The 14,582-nt window shown below is 46.4% G+C and carries 20 protein-coding genes; 12 read left to right on the forward strand and 8 right to left on the reverse strand.

Annotated features, from left to right (window positions below; translation table 11 throughout):
- Positions 1 to 3: 3 nt before the first annotated feature.
- The 7 genes from secY to rplQ all read left to right on the forward strand — a co-directional run bounded on the left by secY (position 4) and on the right by rplQ (position 4,460).
- Entirely contained in the window at positions 4 to 1,344 is a 1,341-nt protein-coding gene (gene secY / locus M0415_RS20885; RefSeq protein WP_011621032.1) for a preprotein translocase subunit SecY, read from the forward strand.
- A gap of 21 nt (positions 1,345 to 1,365) precedes the next feature.
- Positions 1,366 to 1,479, forward strand: coding sequence for a 50S ribosomal protein L36 (gene rpmJ, locus M0415_RS20890; RefSeq protein ID WP_006083579.1), 114 nt, complete (start codon positions 1,366 to 1,368; stop codon positions 1,477 to 1,479).
- Positions 1,480 to 1,594: 115 nt separating this feature from the next.
- Positions 1,595 to 1,951, forward strand: coding sequence for a 30S ribosomal protein S13 (rpsM, locus tag M0415_RS20895; protein ID WP_011070630.1), 357 nt, complete (start codon positions 1,595 to 1,597; stop codon positions 1,949 to 1,951).
- Positions 1,952 to 1,965: 14 nt separating this feature from the next.
- Entirely contained in the window at positions 1,966 to 2,358 is a 393-nt protein-coding gene (gene rpsK, locus M0415_RS20900; RefSeq protein WP_006083577.1) for a 30S ribosomal protein S11, read from the forward strand.
- 31 nt (positions 2,359 to 2,389) lie between these two features.
- Positions 2,390 to 3,010 (forward strand): 30S ribosomal protein S4, encoded by a 621-nt coding sequence (rpsD, locus tag M0415_RS20905; RefSeq protein ID WP_011070631.1) that lies wholly within the window; start codon positions 2,390 to 2,392, stop codon positions 3,008 to 3,010.
- 24 nt (positions 3,011 to 3,034) lie between these two features.
- Complete coding sequence (locus M0415_RS20910; protein ID WP_011070632.1) at positions 3,035 to 4,024, forward strand: DNA-directed RNA polymerase subunit alpha; 990 nt, start codon at positions 3,035 to 3,037, stop codon at positions 4,022 to 4,024.
- Between the two features lie 40 nt (positions 4,025 to 4,064).
- The gene (rplQ, locus tag M0415_RS20915; RefSeq protein WP_011621033.1) at positions 4,065 to 4,460 is read left to right on the forward strand and encodes a 50S ribosomal protein L17; all 396 of its coding nucleotides are present in this window, start codon (positions 4,065 to 4,067) and stop codon (positions 4,458 to 4,460) included.
- A 64-nt stretch (positions 4,461 to 4,524) separates the two neighbouring features.
- Here rplQ and M0415_RS20920 read toward each other — a convergent pair whose 3' ends face one another.
- From M0415_RS20920 to ccmA, 7 genes are all read right to left on the reverse strand, one after another.
- On the reverse strand, positions 4,525 to 4,965 hold the full coding sequence (locus M0415_RS20920; RefSeq protein ID WP_249553018.1) for a type 1 periplasmic-binding domain-containing protein: 441 nt from the start codon (positions 4,963 to 4,965) through the stop codon (positions 4,525 to 4,527).
- Positions 4,959 to 5,507, reverse strand: a complete 549-nt coding sequence (locus M0415_RS20925; RefSeq protein WP_249553020.1) for a hypothetical protein — start codon at positions 5,505 to 5,507, stop codon at positions 4,959 to 4,961. The genes M0415_RS20920 and M0415_RS20925 overlap by 7 nt, the downstream gene beginning before the upstream one ends.
- Positions 5,508 to 5,672: 165 nt before the next feature.
- Positions 5,673 to 6,158 carry a cytochrome c maturation protein CcmE gene (gene ccmE, locus M0415_RS20930; protein ID WP_249553029.1) on the reverse strand — a complete coding sequence of 162 codons (486 nt, stop codon included), beginning with the start codon at positions 6,156 to 6,158 and terminating at the stop codon, positions 5,673 to 5,675.
- A complete protein-coding gene (gene ccmD, locus M0415_RS20935) occupies positions 6,155 to 6,355 on the reverse strand; it encodes a heme exporter protein CcmD (protein ID WP_249553031.1) in 201 nt (66 codons plus the stop codon). Before ccmD ends, ccmE begins: the two co-directional genes overlap by 4 nt.
- On the reverse strand, positions 6,355 to 7,101 hold the full coding sequence (locus M0415_RS20940) for a heme ABC transporter permease (RefSeq protein ID WP_011715471.1): 747 nt from the start codon (positions 7,099 to 7,101) through the stop codon (positions 6,355 to 6,357). The genes ccmD and M0415_RS20940 overlap by 1 nt, the downstream gene beginning before the upstream one ends.
- Position 7,102: 1 nt before the next feature.
- The gene (gene ccmB, locus M0415_RS20945; RefSeq protein WP_011715472.1) at positions 7,103 to 7,789 is read right to left on the reverse strand and encodes a heme exporter protein CcmB; all 687 of its coding nucleotides are present in this window, start codon (positions 7,787 to 7,789) and stop codon (positions 7,103 to 7,105) included.
- An 11-nt stretch (positions 7,790 to 7,800) separates the two neighbouring features.
- Positions 7,801 to 8,451, reverse strand: a complete 651-nt coding sequence (gene ccmA / locus M0415_RS20950) for a cytochrome c biogenesis heme-transporting ATPase CcmA (RefSeq protein ID WP_086904164.1) — start codon at positions 8,449 to 8,451, stop codon at positions 7,801 to 7,803.
- A 325-nt stretch (positions 8,452 to 8,776) separates the two neighbouring features.
- Between ccmA and M0415_RS20955 the strand changes: the two genes are divergently transcribed.
- Positions 8,777 to 9,076 carry a c-type cytochrome gene (locus tag M0415_RS20955; protein WP_011621040.1) on the forward strand — a complete coding sequence of 100 codons (300 nt, stop codon included), beginning with the start codon at positions 8,777 to 8,779 and terminating at the stop codon, positions 9,074 to 9,076.
- Between the two features lie 83 nt (positions 9,077 to 9,159).
- Here M0415_RS20955 and ccmI read toward each other — a convergent pair whose 3' ends face one another.
- Positions 9,160 to 10,407, reverse strand: coding sequence for a c-type cytochrome biogenesis protein CcmI (gene ccmI, locus M0415_RS20960; RefSeq protein WP_249556563.1), 1,248 nt, complete (start codon positions 10,405 to 10,407; stop codon positions 9,160 to 9,162).
- Positions 10,408 to 10,806: 399 nt separating this feature from the next.
- Here ccmI and M0415_RS20965 point away from each other — a divergent pair, with 399 nt between their 5' ends.
- The 4 genes from M0415_RS20965 to M0415_RS20980 are packed head-to-tail and all read left to right on the forward strand — an operon-like array spanning position 10,807 to position 14,406.
- Positions 10,807 to 12,786, forward strand: a complete 1,980-nt coding sequence (locus M0415_RS20965) for a heme lyase CcmF/NrfE family subunit (protein WP_011715475.1) — start codon at positions 10,807 to 10,809, stop codon at positions 12,784 to 12,786.
- An 11-nt stretch (positions 12,787 to 12,797) separates the two neighbouring features.
- Positions 12,798 to 13,352 (forward strand): DsbE family thiol:disulfide interchange protein, encoded by a 555-nt coding sequence (locus M0415_RS20970; protein WP_011715476.1) that lies wholly within the window; start codon positions 12,798 to 12,800, stop codon positions 13,350 to 13,352.
- Complete coding sequence (nrfF, locus tag M0415_RS20975; protein WP_249553033.1) at positions 13,349 to 13,828, forward strand: heme lyase NrfEFG subunit NrfF; 480 nt, start codon at positions 13,349 to 13,351, stop codon at positions 13,826 to 13,828. The genes M0415_RS20970 and nrfF overlap by 4 nt, the downstream gene beginning before the upstream one ends.
- Complete coding sequence (locus M0415_RS20980) at positions 13,825 to 14,406, forward strand: TlpA disulfide reductase family protein (RefSeq protein ID WP_249553037.1); 582 nt, start codon at positions 13,825 to 13,827, stop codon at positions 14,404 to 14,406. The genes nrfF and M0415_RS20980 overlap by 4 nt, the downstream gene beginning before the upstream one ends.
- Positions 14,407 to 14,582 lie beyond the last annotated feature (176 nt).

A 14,582-nucleotide genomic window follows, 5' to 3' on the forward strand; every position in this document is an offset into this window, starting at 1 on the left:
TCGATGGCAAAACCAGGACTTGATTTAAAAAGCGCGAAAGGTGGACTTTCTGAATTGAAAGCTCGCCTCCTGTTCGTGATTGGTGCGATTATCGTCTTTAGAGCCGGTTCGTTTGTGCCAATTCCTGGTATTGACGCAGCTGTATTAGCAGAGCTGTTTGCTCAGCAAAAAGGTACCATCCTTGGCATGTTTAACATGTTCTCGGGTGGTGCTCTTTCCCGTGCTTCTATCTTTGCATTAGGTATCATGCCGTATATTTCGGCGTCGATTATCATGCAGTTATTGACTGTTGTGCATCCTGCACTCGCTGAATTGAAAAAAGAAGGCGAGTCTGGACGTAAAAAAATCAGTCAGTATACACGTTGGGGTACGTTGGTGCTGGGTACATTCCAGTCGATCGGTATTGCAACAGGGTTACCAAACTTAGTCCCTGGCCTTGTGGTCAACATTGGATTCGGTTTCTACTTTGTAGCGGTTGTGAGCTTAGTAACAGGAACCATGTTCCTCATGTGGCTAGGTGAGCAAATTACCGAACGAGGTATAGGTAACGGTATCTCGATTTTAATTTTCGCAGGTATTGTTGCTGGATTACCTTCCGCTATCGGCCAAACGGCTGAGCAGGCGCGTCAAGGTGACCTGAATGTGTTAGTATTGTTGTTGCTCGCGGTAATTATTTTTGCTGTGACTTATTTCGTGGTGTTTGTAGAACGTGGTCAACGTCGTATCGTCGTTAACTACGCTAAGCGCCAGCAAGGCCGTAAGGTTTTCGCTGCGCAATCTACTCACTTGCCGCTGAAAATAAACATGGCGGGTGTAATTCCACCAATTTTTGCGTCAAGCATCATTTTGTTCCCAGGCACACTGGCTCAGTGGTTTGGTCAAAATGAGTCTATGTCATGGTTAAGTGATTTTTCACTGGCTGTGTCACCAGGACAACCGCTTTACTCATTATTGTATGCAGCAGCGATTATCTTCTTCTGTTTCTTTTATACTGCGTTGGTATTTAACCCACGTGAAACAGCAGATAACCTGAAGAAGAGTGGTGCATTCATCCCTGGGATCCGTCCTGGAGAACAGACTTCGCGTTACATTGATAAAGTAATGACTCGCCTGACATTAGCTGGCGCGTTATACATTACCTTTATCTGTTTAATTCCGGAGTTCATGTTAATTGCGTGGAAAGTACAGTTCTATTTTGGCGGTACTTCACTACTAATTATGGTAGTCGTAATCATGGACTTCATGGCTCAGGTTCAGACCCATATGATGTCACATCAGTATGAGTCTGTGATGAAGAAAGCTAACCTAGTAAACAAAGCGAACTTAGATCGCTTTGGTCGCTAAGTAGCTTTACGGAGTGATGAAATGAAAGTTCGAGCTTCCGTGAAGAAGATCTGCCGTAACTGCAAGATCGTCAAGCGTAGTGGCGTTGTACGCGTTATCTGTGTTGAACCAAAACACAAACAGCGTCAAGGCTAATTGAAAGATTGTTCAGCCCAATGTTGGGCTGAACAAAATATTGTTTGCAAATCTGTCAACTGTCGAGTATCCTTTCGGGCTTTTCGCAGTTGGCCTTTAACTTAAGGAGTGCATAGTGGCCCGTATCGCTGGCATTAACATTCCTGATCAAAAGCATACAGTCATCGCATTGACTGCAATTTTCGGCATCGGCCGTACTCGCGCTAGAGCAATCTGCGCAGCTACGTCAATTGCTGAAACTGCTAAGATCAAGGAATTGAGCGAAGCTCAAATCGACACCCTACGCGAAGAAGTTGCCAAATACTTAGTAGAAGGTGACTTACGTCGTGAGATTTCCATGAACATCAAGCGTCTGATGGACCTTGGTTGCTATCGTGGTCTCCGCCATCGTCGTAGCCTGCCTCTTCGTGGGCAACGTACTAAGACCAATGCGCGTACGCGTAAAGGTCCACGTAAACCAATTAAGAAGTAACGGGAAGGTAGACAATGGCTAAAGTTCCGTCACGTTCTCCGCGTAAGCGCGTACGTAAACAGGTTGCAGATGGCATGGCTCATATCCATGCTTCTTTCAACAACACAATTGTCACCATTACAGATCGTCAAGGTAATGCGTTGTCATGGGCTACTTCAGGTGGTTCAGGTTTCCGTGGTTCACGTAAATCTACTCCATTTGCTGCTCAAGTAGCTGCTGAGCGTGCAGGTGCTGCTGCTCAAGACTACGGTTTAAAAAACCTTGAAGTGTTTGTGAAGGGTCCAGGTCCAGGTCGTGAATCAGCCATTCGTGCGCTGAACGCTGTTGGTTACAAAATTACCAACATTACCGATGTGACGCCGATCCCTCATAATGGTTGTCGTCCTCCTAAAAAACGTCGTGTATAACGCGTTTCATTAGGATAGTTGGAGAAAGATCATGGCAAGATACTTGGGTCCCAAGCTCAAGCTCAGCCGCCGAGAAGGTACTGACCTTTTCTTAAAAAGCGGTGTGAGAGCAATCGATTCAAAGTGTAAACTGGAATCTGCACCAGGACAGCATGGCGCTCGTAAGCCACGTCTGTCAGAGTACGGTTTACAGTTACGCGAAAAACAAAAAGTTCGTCGTATTTACGGTGTGTTAGAAAAACAATTCCGTAACTACTACAAAGAGGCTGCACGTCTGAAAGGCAACACCGGTGAGAACCTGTTGCAACTTTTAGAAACTCGTTTAGATAACGTTGTTTATCGTATGGGTTTCGGTGCGACTCGTGCAGAATCACGTCAGCTAGTAAGCCATAAATCTGTTATGGTTAACGGTCGTGTTGTTAACATTCCGTCATTCAAAGTGTCTGCGAATGATGTTGTAAGCATCCGTGAAAAGTCACGCACTCAAGCTCGTATCAAAGCGGCTTTAGAAGTGGCTGCTCAACGCGAGAAGCCTACATGGGTTGAAGTCGACAGCGCGAAAATGGAAGGTGCTTTCAAGCGTATTCCAGAACGTAGCGATTTGTCTGCGGAAATTAACGAACAGCTGATCGTCGAGCTTTACTCTAAGTAAAGCTAACAAACAAGAGAGGACACAATGCAGGGTTCTGTTACAGAATTTCTTAAACCGCGTCTCGTTGATATCGAGCAGGTTAACTCAACACGTGCCAAGGTTACTTTGGAACCGCTTGAGCGTGGTTTCGGCCACACTTTAGGTAACGCGTTGCGTCGCATCCTATTGTCGTCTATGCCCGGCTGCGCGGTTACCGAAGTCGAGATTGACGGCGTACTGCACGAATACAGCAGTAAGGAAGGCGTACAAGAAGATATCCTTGAAATCTTGCTGAACCTGAAAGGGTTAGCAGTGACTATCGAGGGTAAAGACGAGGCTATGCTTACTTTAAGCAAGTCCGGCGCAGGCCCTGTCATCGCAGCAGATATCACGCATGATGGTGATGTCACTATCGTGAATCCTGATCATGTTATCTGTCATTTAACAGGTAACAATGATATCAGCATGCGTATTCGCGTTGAGCGTGGTCGTGGTTATGTGCCAGCATCTGCTCGTGCACAGACTGAAGACGATGATCGCCCAATCGGTCGTTTGCTGGTTGATGCTTCTTTCTCGCCAGTTGCACGTATTGCCTACAATGTAGAAGCAGCTCGTGTTGAACAGCGTACTGACTTAGATAAACTCGTTATTGATATGACCACTAACGGTACTATCGATCCTGAGGAAGCTATCCGTCGTTCTGCAACCATCTTAGCTGAACAGCTGGATGCGTTCGTTGAGCTGCGCGACGTGACTGAGCCAGAAATGAAAGAAGAGAAGCCGGAGTTCGATCCGATTCTGTTGCGTCCTGTCGACGATTTAGAGCTAACTGTACGTTCGGCTAACTGTTTGAAAGCCGAAGCGATTCATTACATCGGAGATCTGGTACAGCGTACTGAAGTTGAGCTGCTCAAGACCCCTAACTTAGGTAAGAAATCTCTTACTGAAATTAAGGACGTTTTAGCTTCTCGCGGACTGTCGTTAGGTATGCGTCTGGAAAACTGGCCTCCAGCTAGTTTAGCAGACGACCTATAAGTCTCAGGTTTGTACAGATTTAGGTTATAAGGATTAGGTCATGCGCCATCGTAAGAGTGGTCGTCAACTTAACCGCAACAGCAGCCACCGCCAAGCTATGTTCCGTAACATGGCAAGCTCACTGGTTCGTCATGAGATCATCAAGACAACCGTAGCTAAAGCGAAAGAACTGCGTCGCGTAGTTGAGCCTCTGATAACACTTGCTAAGAGTGACAGCGTTGCAAACCGTCGTTTAGCGTTTGCACGTACTCGCGACGCTGAAGTCGTAGGTAAGTTATTCACTGAATTGGGTCCACGTTACCAGGAACGTCCTGGTGGCTACACCCGTATCCTTAAGTGCGGTTTACGTGCTGGTGATAAAGCCCCAATGGCTTACATCGAGCTAGTAGGTCGTCCAGAAGCTGCTCAAGCTGTTGAAGTTGAAGCTGCTGAGTAATTAAGGCTACAAAGATTGAAAAACCGGGCTCTAAGCCCGGTTTTTTGTTTTTAGCGTTTCTTCGTTAATCAACCCAAGTCGTTTTTTTCTCAATTTCCTTTGGCAGTTTGAGTTGCCATCTCTTTATCGCTGCACGACTAAATCGATATTGGCCAAGATCATCCGTGATAGGGAAGATGTTCTCAGGCTTTTCTCCTGCGAGTATTCTAAGGGCCATGTCGGCAGCGATTGAGCCATGATGATAGCCATCGAGCACATAGCCACCTAGATTACCGTTGGCATAGATGCTAAATCCCCAAAAGCCGAAATTCGGCACCGGTGTGTGGTTGGCAATCCATTCAAGTAAGTTATCGGCATCCACTGATTGATTATTTTCATCTCTGACGGCGTGATATAGCGCCACTACAATCGCACTATAACCATTATCCTTTGCCGCTCTGACTTGTTGTTGCCACTCTGCTAATTGGGCTAGCTGGAGAATGTGAACTTCGATATCACTTAACATGCTTGATGGTTGCTTACTGATGACTCGGCCGCGATTTTCGAAGTATTGCTGCCATCGAAGAGCACTAGGATTTTTCGATGCTTGGCTTGTGGCAATAATCTCTCGAGTAACAGTAAGGAGCGCTTGAGTAAGGAGCGCTTGAGTAAGGAGCGCTTGAGTAAGGGGCGCTCTAGCACGCCTGTGAAGCGCTTATGCTCATTTAAATGGTATTCACGAGGATTAATATTCACCCCGAGATAAACCACGGGAATTTGGCTGCTATTGAGACGTTGATGGAGATAATGAACGGCGTTGTCATCGGCAAGGATCACCAGTTGTGGTTGTTGCTCCACAATGAACTGCCAGGCGAGTTCTGCACGCTCGGCGTAGCGCTCTTTAGCTAAGCGCTTAGTGTCCATTTCAAAGTGGCTAACTAGATGTTGTGGTGTCAGTTTATCGATAATGGCTTGATAGTATTCTTTATCCCACTGATAGCCCTGATGGTAACTTCCGATAACCACCACTTTAGCAGCGTAGAGCATCAGCGGGTGACTGGTGAGCATTAGGAGTAGCAACAGTCGCCATCTTTTGTTAAATGGCTTAATCACATTCATAGACAGCGTTCTGCTGGAATACTGTCTTGAGTATAGTTCAGCTGTTAATTGTGAATGGACAATAAAAAAGCCTCCGAAGAGGCTCTTTGTTTATCTAAATTTACAGCATGGCGATTATTTCGCCGCCGATTTTTGCTGGCTGTAATCTAACTTCTCATGCTTTTGGCCCATGGCTTCAGCCACTTCTGGCGGCATGTAGTTTTCGTCATGCTTAGCCAGTACTTCGGTTGCGGCCAATTTGCCGTCTTCACCTAATACGCCTTGTGCCACAATACCTTGGCCTTCGCGGAACAGATCCGGCAGCAGATCGTCATAGGTCACGAGAATTTCGCCACCTAATGAGTCATGTACGGCAAACTGCACGTGCAGGCTGTTTGGATCGCGCACCATAGAACCAACCGTTACCATACCGCCTACGCGAATACGTTGGCCCGCTTCGGGTTTAACACCGGTATCGGTTTTACCGTGTACGATCTCCGACGGTGTATAGAATAAGTTTAAGTTGGAGTTCAGCGCATACAGCAGAAGCGAAGCAATCGCGGCTACGCCACCGATTAATGCTACAGCTAACGTCAGTCTCTTTTTGCGTCTTGGGTTCACGATTTGGTACTCCTAGTCTCTTTAAGGCGTTCTTCGCGGTTCATCTTCTTCGCGATTTCAATCAATACTTTGCGCTTTTGGCGCGCACTAGAGATGATCAGCGTCGATAAACAGAAGAAGGTCACGCCATAGGCAAGCCACACATAAAAGGCATAGCCACCCATGTTGAAAAAATCACTGATAGAATCGAATTGCATTATTTGACCTCCTCAGCTTTAGCAAGTTCACGCACCCAAGGGCGCATGCCGTTTCTTGCTAAGATTTCTGCTCTAAATCTCACAATTGTGATAGCCCCTATCATAAGGCCGAAACCTAAAATATTGATTAAAAGTGGGTATAACATTTCGCTCGACATAGTCGATTTAGAGGTAATTTTGATAGTTGATGGTTGATGCAGTGAGCTCCACCATTCAACTGAGTATTTGATGATCGGAATGTTGATCACGCCGACGATCGCTAAGATCCCTGCTGCACGTGCAGCGAGTACTTTATCCTCAAAGGAAGCGTAGAGAGAAATCACGCCTAAGTAGAGGAATAGCAGGACTAATTCAGACGTTAGACGTGCATCCCATACCCACCAAGTACCCCACATGGGTTTACCCCAAGTCGCGCCAGTAAAGAGGGCGATAAAGGTAATCACGGCGCCAATCGGTGCAATGGATGCGGCTGCCCAATCAGCCAGTTTAATTTGCCATACGAGGCCGATAAATGCGGCTGTCGCCATACCCATGTAGGCGGCCATTGACATTGAGGCTGCCGGAACATGGATAAAGATAATCCGGTAGCTGTCGCCCTGTTGATAATCTGTTGGAGCAAACATCAATCCCCATACCGTGCCGACGGCAATAAAAAGACAGGCTAAGGTGGCAAACCATGGAAATAATGTTCCTGATAATTTGTAAGCGCGCTCAGGATCCGCGTAAGGGTGTAACCATTTCCACATTTTAGTTAGTACTCACTCGCAGAGATGCACCAATTGCAAAGGGTGCTAAGGTTAACGAACCGATCAACATGGCGCCAATTATAGCGAGCTGACCATCATAGGGTAAATTCATTCCTGCAGCATCTATGGCGCTGGTCGCGAAAATCAGCACAGGAATATAAAGTGGTAAAATAAGCAGGCTCAGTAACACACCGCCTTTACGCAGACCCACGGTTAGGGCCACACCAATTGCGCCTAAGAGGGATAATACTGGCGTACCCAGTGCGAGTGTTGCAATCAGCGCGCCATAGCTGTTGGCGTCTAAGTTGAGCAGCACCGCCAGCAGGGGCGCGATAATAATCAGTGGTACGCCAGTTAGTAGCCAGTGGGCTAGTACTTTGGCCAATACCAATACCGAGAGTGGCTGTGGGCTGAGTAGCATTTGCTCTAAGCTGCCGTCGCTAAAGTCGGCTTTAAATAGGCGCTCGAGTGAAAGCATAGACGCCAGTAATGCCGCAACCCAAATGATCCCAGGAGCAATACGGGCTAGCATTTGTGGTTCAGGACCAATCCCCAGAGGGAATAGAGTCACAACCATGATGAAGAATAACAAGGGATTAAAGATATCGCCGCGGTGACGAATGGCGATTTTTAGATCCCGCTGCAGTAATGTTAAAAACGCTTGGGTAAAGCTGATGCCTCTTTTCATTATGCCAAACCTTATACGAAGCGATAATCTAGACGAATTTTACGAAGCCTATCATCTTTGATAATGCCCATATCTTGGTGAGTGGTGAGGATCACGCAGCCACCATTATCCGCATGTTGAATAAATAACTGTTCAAGCTCTTCGACACCTCTTTTATCGATTGCGGTAAAAGGCTCATCGAGGATCCACACTTTACAGTCATTGTGCCAGAGTCTGGCTAGTGCTGTACGGCGGTGTTGACCAGCGGATAAATGCCCGGCGAGTGCTTCCTCAAACCCGGCTAAATTCACTTTAGCGAGAATGGCGGAAGTATCGAAATCATCATAGCCACTGATTCTTAAATTGAAGTTAAGGTTTTCTTCAGCGGTTAATTCGGATTTCACCCCAGCAAGATGGCCTAAATACAATAGGTCTTCGTTATATTCGTCGCGGCAACGGTTAATATCTTCATTGAGATAAAAAGTTTGTCCAGCGTAGGGACGAGATAAGCCTGCCAATATACGTAATAAACTGGTTTTGCCGGCGCCATTTGGACCTTCGATCTGGACGATATCGCCAGCATTAATATCAAAACTTAATTCATCAAACAGGATGCGTTCTTCGCGGATACATGTCAGCTTGCTCGCCGATACCAGTGTGTTTACTGAAGTTATATTTGTCACTGAACCCTCTATCTCAAGCCGGAAGGAAACACAAGTGATTCTAACACAATCGATATTGCGGGGTTTACACTTGCTTAATACTAGATGTCAGCAATTTGATGTGGTTCCAATAACCGCAATATTTCTCGAACTAATCGAACTTTTTTAATACTTGCTAATATATTAACGAATTTGTCACGCTTGTCGCCTTATATCATTTGTGCTGAGATTCTAATCACAAAAAGATGAGATTTATTGAAGTTTGTAGTAATCTTAGTTCGCTATAATGAGTCTGCCTCAAAGGGCAGCGAGAGCTTTGTACGTATTTGCATTAGGAACATTGAACATGAAAAAACTGTTAGCAATGACTGCAGTCGCTGCTTTGACTATGTCAGTCAACGTTTCAGCTCAAGATGCTGAAGCTATTTTCAACAAGGCATGTACCGTATGCCACAGCATGGGTGTTGCTGGTGCTCCAAAGGCGCACAACGCTGCTGAGTGGGAACCACGCTTAGCAAAAGGTATGGACACTCTGTTACACAGTGTAAAAACTGGCTTAAACGCAATGCCACCAGGTGGTATGTGTACTGATTGTACTGACGAAGATTACAAAGCAGCTATCGAGTTTATGTCTAAAGCTCAGTAATTTTTGCAGTGTTAAAAAAACCGGCATCAGCCGGTTTTTTTATGTCTGCGCTAAGCCGAAACTTAGCGCTAGGTGCGGACAACTTATTGCACTTGGGTATCTAACACTAAGCTTGCAGTGTCACCTACATTTACTTTGCTGACCTTGCCTTGAATATCACCTGCTTGAGGTTTGATATTGCCATGCTTAGACAGAACCGCAATCACTTCAACACTCGCAGTTTGACTCAGTTTCACATCGCCACCCATACCTGTGCTGTCATCGAGCGTTACTGTTACAGGTAAAGATTTTGCGCTCACCTTAGTTGCCGCTAATGGCACTTTAGGACCTTCAGTCGCACGGGCGAAGACGAAGATAGTGTCATCAGGGCCAGCTTGTGCGGCCAGTTCAGGTGAAATTGAAATCGCAATACTTACAGACTTAGTCGCAACTTTTGCCTGCTTGTGGACATCATCGTTAGGCATGCCAGCGGTTTCGCCTTGCATACGCAGGTTTGCCGTTTCAATGGCATTCATCAGCGCGGCGCGGTCGACATCGGTGCGGTCGCTATTGAGAATGGTTTGCCATGAATCAATGGCTTTTTGATAGTTAGCGGTGAAGAAAGCATCCATACCCACGAGCAGTAAGGTTGATGGATCCTGTGGATCTAATGCTAAAGATTCATCGATTAAGGCTTGAATTTGCGGTGTCATTTGCTGACCCGCTTTATAGTACATAGCTGTTGCTTTTGGACCAATTAATTCAGCGTGTTTACCGACTAATTCCATCACCTTATCGAAGGCTGCAACGGCTTTATCGAATTGGTTAGCAGAGATATAAGCGTGCCCTAGGCTGAACCAAGCTTGGCTGTTTTCAGGCTCGGCTTGTACTTGGGCCTCCATCATTTGTACGCGCTGCGCCATGATTTGCGCCGCGTCCATACCCGCATGTGGGTTAGCAGGTTGAGTGTTGCCGATATTCTCAAAGGCACCCAAGTGCTGATAGAGGTAACCTGAAATCGCAATCAAGCAGACCGACATGACCGATGGCCATAAAATGCTCTTAGGTTTGATCTGGTTGACGAGTGAATCATCGCTCGCTTGTTTGATGTCTTGGAGCAGGCTGATTTCTAGCTCTTTCTTCAGCGCATCAAATTCAGCTTGGTCGAGCAGTTCTTCATTGAGTTCTTTCTCAAGAGTGGCAAGACGTTCATTGAACAATTCAAGGTTAGTTTGTCTGCGAACGCCGGCTTCTTCAGTGCGTAACAACTTTTGCTGTCTGAAATGCGGGATCCAGATCAGCGTTAAGCTGACCAACACAACAAGCGCAATAAAAATCCAAAATGTCGTCATTGTTTCTATATTCACTTTAGTTTGCATAAAAGCGGTTGTTACCGCCGGCTTGGAAGCAAGATTATACGTAAAGATTATTCATTGAACAGTAATATAAGACCTTCAACGCAGTGAAAACTGAGAGTTGGGCACTGGTTCACAAATTGATCCATCAGGTAAATTTTGTATGAAACTTAAGGCTCATTTATCTGTCACATGCAAAACTGTAGGCCTGTGATGGCTCCATTTCGACAAAAATCGAGAATGAGACAAGTCACCCAGTTTTGTATGAAAGAGGCAGACAGGAACAATAGCAAATACTAAAATGAACAAAATTTCGTGCATTTGTGTGAACAGCATGTTGTGCGTTGGTCTAGAGTCTTTCTAAATCAACATATTATTAGAGACTGAGGAAAACCCATGATCCCAGAACTTGGACACTTTTCGCTGATTATAGGAGTGGCATTCGCCTTCTTATTAGTCAGCGTTCCCCTTATAGGTGTTGCCCGTAAAGACCAATATCTAGTGAGGTATGCTTGGCCGTTAACCTACGGAATGTTCTTTTTTATCGCTTTATCCGTAGTATCTCTTGGTTACAGCTTCGCCGTTGATGACTTCTCCGTTGCCTATGTGGCACATCACTCGAACTCCCAGTTACCTATCTTCTTTAAGATTGCGGCCGTATGGGGCGGTCATGAAGGGTCACTGCTGTTCTGGGTGTTTGCACTATCGACTTGGGCTGCTTCGGTTGCCTTATTCAGTAAAGGCTTAGAAGAGGTATTCACCGCTAGGGTTTTAGCGGTACTAGCGTTGATCGTGATTGGCTTCAGCTTATTTATGCTACTCACCTCTAGCCCATTTGAACGCCTATTCCCAATGCCAGCCGAAGGTCGTGACTTAAACCCAATGCTGCAGGACGTGGGCTTAATCTTCCATCCACCTATGTTGTACTTAGGTTATGTGGGCTTCTCGGTAAGCTTCGCGTTTGCGATTGCCGCTCTCATGAGTGGTCACCTTGACTCTGCTTGGGCACGTTGGTCACGTCCTTGGACCTTAGCCGCTTGGATTTTCCTCACAGGCGGTATTGCATTAGGTTCTTGGTGGGCATACTACGAATTAGGCTGGGGTGGCTGGTGGTTCTGGGATCCCGTAGAAAACGCTTCCTTTATGCCTTGGTTAGTGGGTACTGCATTAGTTCACTCGCTGATCGTGACCGAAAAACGTGGTGCGTTCCGTAACTGGACCGTATTACTGTCTATCTTCGCGTTCTCTTTAAGCTTACTCGGCACCTTTATCGTGCGTTCTGGTGTATTGACTTCAGTACACTCGTTTGCAGCCGATCCAAGCCGCGGTATGTTCATTCTGTTACTACTGGGTCTAGCGATTGGTGGTTCACTCACGCTGTTCGCCTTCCGCGCCAGTGAAATGAGCAGCCCTGCACGTTTCGAGTTGAAATCAAAAGAAACCATGCTGTTAGTCTGTAACGTGTTACTCACGGTTGCAGCGGGTACTGTGTTGTTAGGAACTCTATATCCACTGCTGATCGATGCCTTAGGTATGGGTAAGATTTCTGTTGGACCTCCATACTTCAACGCTGTGTTTGTGCCTATCGTCCTTGTACTGTTTGGCTTTATGGGTGTCGGTCCAATCATCCGTTGGAAGAAATCCAAAGCCGGTGAGCTCAAGCGCCAATTACTGGTGCCAGCATTAGTCTCTGCAGCGATTGGTATCGTGACACCGTTTATTGTGGATGGTGCGTTCAACGCTTGGGTTGCCTGTGGTATCGCTGCCGCTTCTTGGATTGTGTTAGCGACGGCAAGAGCCGCGTATAACATTGTTAAGCCAAAAGAAGGCGAAGTGAGCGTGGCACGTATGGGCCGCAGCGAACTAGGGATGATCTTAGCCCACTTAGGTATTGCCGTGTCGGTGATTGGTGCCACTATGGTATCGAACTACTCGGTTGAGAAGAGTGTGCGTATGGGCCCAGGTGTGAGCCAAGAGCTTGCGGGTTATACCTTTAAGTATCTCGAGACTAAGAATGTCGTCGGTCCTAACTACACTGCACAACAAGGTCAAATTGAGATCTACAAAGGCGATAAACTGCTGACGTTACTCAAGCCCGATCGTCGCCAATACAATGTGCGTACTATGGACATGACCGAAGCGGGTATCGATTGGGGTCTGTTCCGTGACTTATATGTGACCATGGGCGACCCAATCAGCAGCACTGAGTTTGCTGTGCGTTTGAACTACAAGCCATTTGTTCGCTGGTTATGGTTTGGAGCAATATTCATGATGGTCGGTGGTTTCTTTGCCGCATCGGATAAACGCTATCGCTCAAAAGTGGCGGCTACGGTTAAGCCACAAGCTGAAAAAGCGAAATTAGCTACCGCGCAATAGTTGGGGAATATATGAAGAAGTTGGTTCTGTTTATCCCATTAGTCATCTTTCTTGGCATGGGGGTATTTTTATACAAAGGATTGTTTTTAAATCCACAGAAACTGGATTCAGCTCTGGAAGGAAAGCCGATCCCGGCTTTCCAACTGGAACGTCTCGAAACACCAAGCGAGATGATTACCAATGAGCAACTGAAAGGCAAAGTCTCACTACTCAACGTATGGGCCACTTGGTGTCCATCTTGTAAGTATGAGCATCCTTTCTTAGTCATGCTGAAACGCCAAAATATTCTGCCTATCTATGGGATCAACTACCGCGACGAGCGTATTCCCGCATTGGAAGAATTAAAACGTCAAGGCGATCCGTACCATACCAACATCTTTGATAAGGATGGCCGTTTAGGATTAGATCTCGGGGTTTATGGTGCGCCAGAAAGCTTTATTGTCGATCATAAAGGCATCATTCGTTTCCGTTACGCGGGTCCAATCGACCAGCGCGTATGGAGCGAAACCTTGTACCCCATGATCCAACAACTACAAGCTGAAGCGGCGAAGGATGGTGCAGCGTGAGAACACTGACAAAAATCATCGGTGGTTTAGTGTTGTTGCTGAGTATGGTAACAACGGCGATGGCGACACCCGTCGACACCTACGAGTTTAAATCGCCAGAAAACCAAAAACGTGGTCTATCGCTGGCCCATGAACTGCGTTGTCCGCAATGTCAAAACCAAAACCTGATCGACTCTAACTCACCCGTTGCCCGAGATCTGCGTCTTGAAGTCTACAAGATGGTCGACGAAGGTAAGGGCGATGATGAGATCATCGAGTTTATGACGAGCCGCTATGGTGAGTTCGTTCTCTACAAACCTAAAATGGAAACCAAAACCTATATTCTTTGGTTAGGTCCAGTGGGTTTGTTGCTGCTTGGTCTGATCATTGGCTTCATCTTTATCCGCAAGCAACGTATCGGAGGCACGACTGAGGCCGAGATCAGCGCCGAAGATCAAAAAGCGCTCGATGCTTTATTAAAGCGTGATACTAAATGAAGTCATTTGCCTTAGCTGCAATCCTTGCGAGTCTGTCTGTTGCCTGTGCTGGTGGTGCCCAAGCGTACCCCGGCATGCAACAGGCAAATAAGCCGATAGAGTCAACAGTCGATCTGATTAACGTTTTGCCAAAAACTTATCCTATCGAGCCCGTCGCTTTTAGTGATGTCGATGGCAAGGCTGTCGATTTCAGCCAATACAAAGGCAAAGTCGTGATGGTAAACATGTGGGCGACTTGGTGTCCTCCCTGTGTCAGAGAGCTACCTGCGATTGAACGCTTGGCGACAAAGTTTAAAGCGGAAGAGTTTGCACTATTACCTATCTCTATCGATGCGGATGGCAAACAGCAGGTTCAGCCGTTTTTAACTTCATTAGGAATGGCAAACTTTAATTCCTACTATGATCCTCAGCAAAACCTCGGGCAGGTCTTTCCATTAGATACTATCCCCGCGACCTTTATTCTCGATCAAAACGGCCAATTGATCGCGTTTGTGCGATCATTTGTCGACTGGGATGATGCAAAAGCCGTATCGCTGATCCAAGGTTTTATCGATAAAGGCGCGAAAAAGCTGAATTAAGCAGCAGATTGCGCGTAAATAGAACGTCATTGTTGAAAAGATCGCCATGCGATCTTTTTTCTTTTAAAAAGCCCTTGCACAAAAAGTTCTGCTGCCTATAATGCGCATCCACTGACACGGCAGACAGCGAAAGCGAATCCGGTATCAGTGCGAATCGAATGCAAAATGTGCAGTTG

Origin of the sequence: Shewanella sp. 10B, assembly GCF_023475885.1 — a bacterium.
Taxonomy (GTDB): Bacteria; Pseudomonadota; Gammaproteobacteria; order Enterobacterales; family Shewanellaceae; genus Shewanella; species Shewanella mangrovisoli.

Excerpts from the sequence above, each read along its gene's own strand:
- secY (WP_011621032.1), top strand. The coding sequence starts at position 4 with ATGGCAAAACCAGGACTTGATTTAAAAAGCGCGAAAGGTGGACTTTCT.
- rpmJ (WP_006083579.1), top strand. The coding sequence starts at position 1,366 with ATGAAAGTTCGAGCTTCCGTGAAGAAGATCTGCCGTAACTGCAAGATC.
- rpsK (WP_006083577.1), top strand. The coding sequence starts at position 1,966 with ATGGCTAAAGTTCCGTCACGTTCTCCGCGTAAGCGCGTACGTAAACAG.
- rpsD (WP_011070631.1), top strand. The coding sequence starts at position 2,390 with ATGGCAAGATACTTGGGTCCCAAGCTCAAGCTCAGCCGCCGAGAAGGT.
- M0415_RS20910 (WP_011070632.1), top strand. The coding sequence starts at position 3,035 with ATGCAGGGTTCTGTTACAGAATTTCTTAAACCGCGTCTCGTTGATATC.
- rplQ (WP_011621033.1), top strand. The coding sequence starts at position 4,065 with ATGCGCCATCGTAAGAGTGGTCGTCAACTTAACCGCAACAGCAGCCAC.
- M0415_RS20920 (WP_249553018.1), bottom strand. The coding sequence starts at position 4,965 with ATGTTAAGTGATATCGAAGTTCACATTCTCCAGCTAGCCCAATTAGCA.
- M0415_RS20925 (WP_249553020.1), bottom strand. The coding sequence starts at position 5,507 with ATGCTCACCAGTCACCCGCTGATGCTCTACGCTGCTAAAGTGGTGGTT.
- ccmD (WP_249553031.1), bottom strand. The coding sequence starts at position 6,355 with ATGCAATTCGATTCTATCAGTGATTTTTTCAACATGGGTGGCTATGCC.
- M0415_RS20940 (WP_011715471.1), bottom strand. The coding sequence starts at position 7,101 with ATGTGGAAATGGTTACACCCTTACGCGGATCCTGAGCGCGCTTACAAA.
- ccmB (WP_011715472.1), bottom strand. The coding sequence starts at position 7,789 with ATGAAAAGAGGCATCAGCTTTACCCAAGCGTTTTTAACATTACTGCAG.
- M0415_RS20955 (WP_011621040.1), top strand. The coding sequence starts at position 8,777 with ATGAAAAAACTGTTAGCAATGACTGCAGTCGCTGCTTTGACTATGTCA.
- ccmI (WP_249556563.1), bottom strand. The coding sequence starts at position 10,407 with ATGACGACATTTTGGATTTTTATTGCGCTTGTTGTGTTGGTCAGCTTA.
- M0415_RS20965 (WP_011715475.1), top strand. The coding sequence starts at position 10,807 with ATGATCCCAGAACTTGGACACTTTTCGCTGATTATAGGAGTGGCATTC.
- M0415_RS20970 (WP_011715476.1), top strand. The coding sequence starts at position 12,798 with ATGAAGAAGTTGGTTCTGTTTATCCCATTAGTCATCTTTCTTGGCATG.
- M0415_RS20980 (WP_249553037.1), top strand. The coding sequence starts at position 13,825 with ATGAAGTCATTTGCCTTAGCTGCAATCCTTGCGAGTCTGTCTGTTGCC.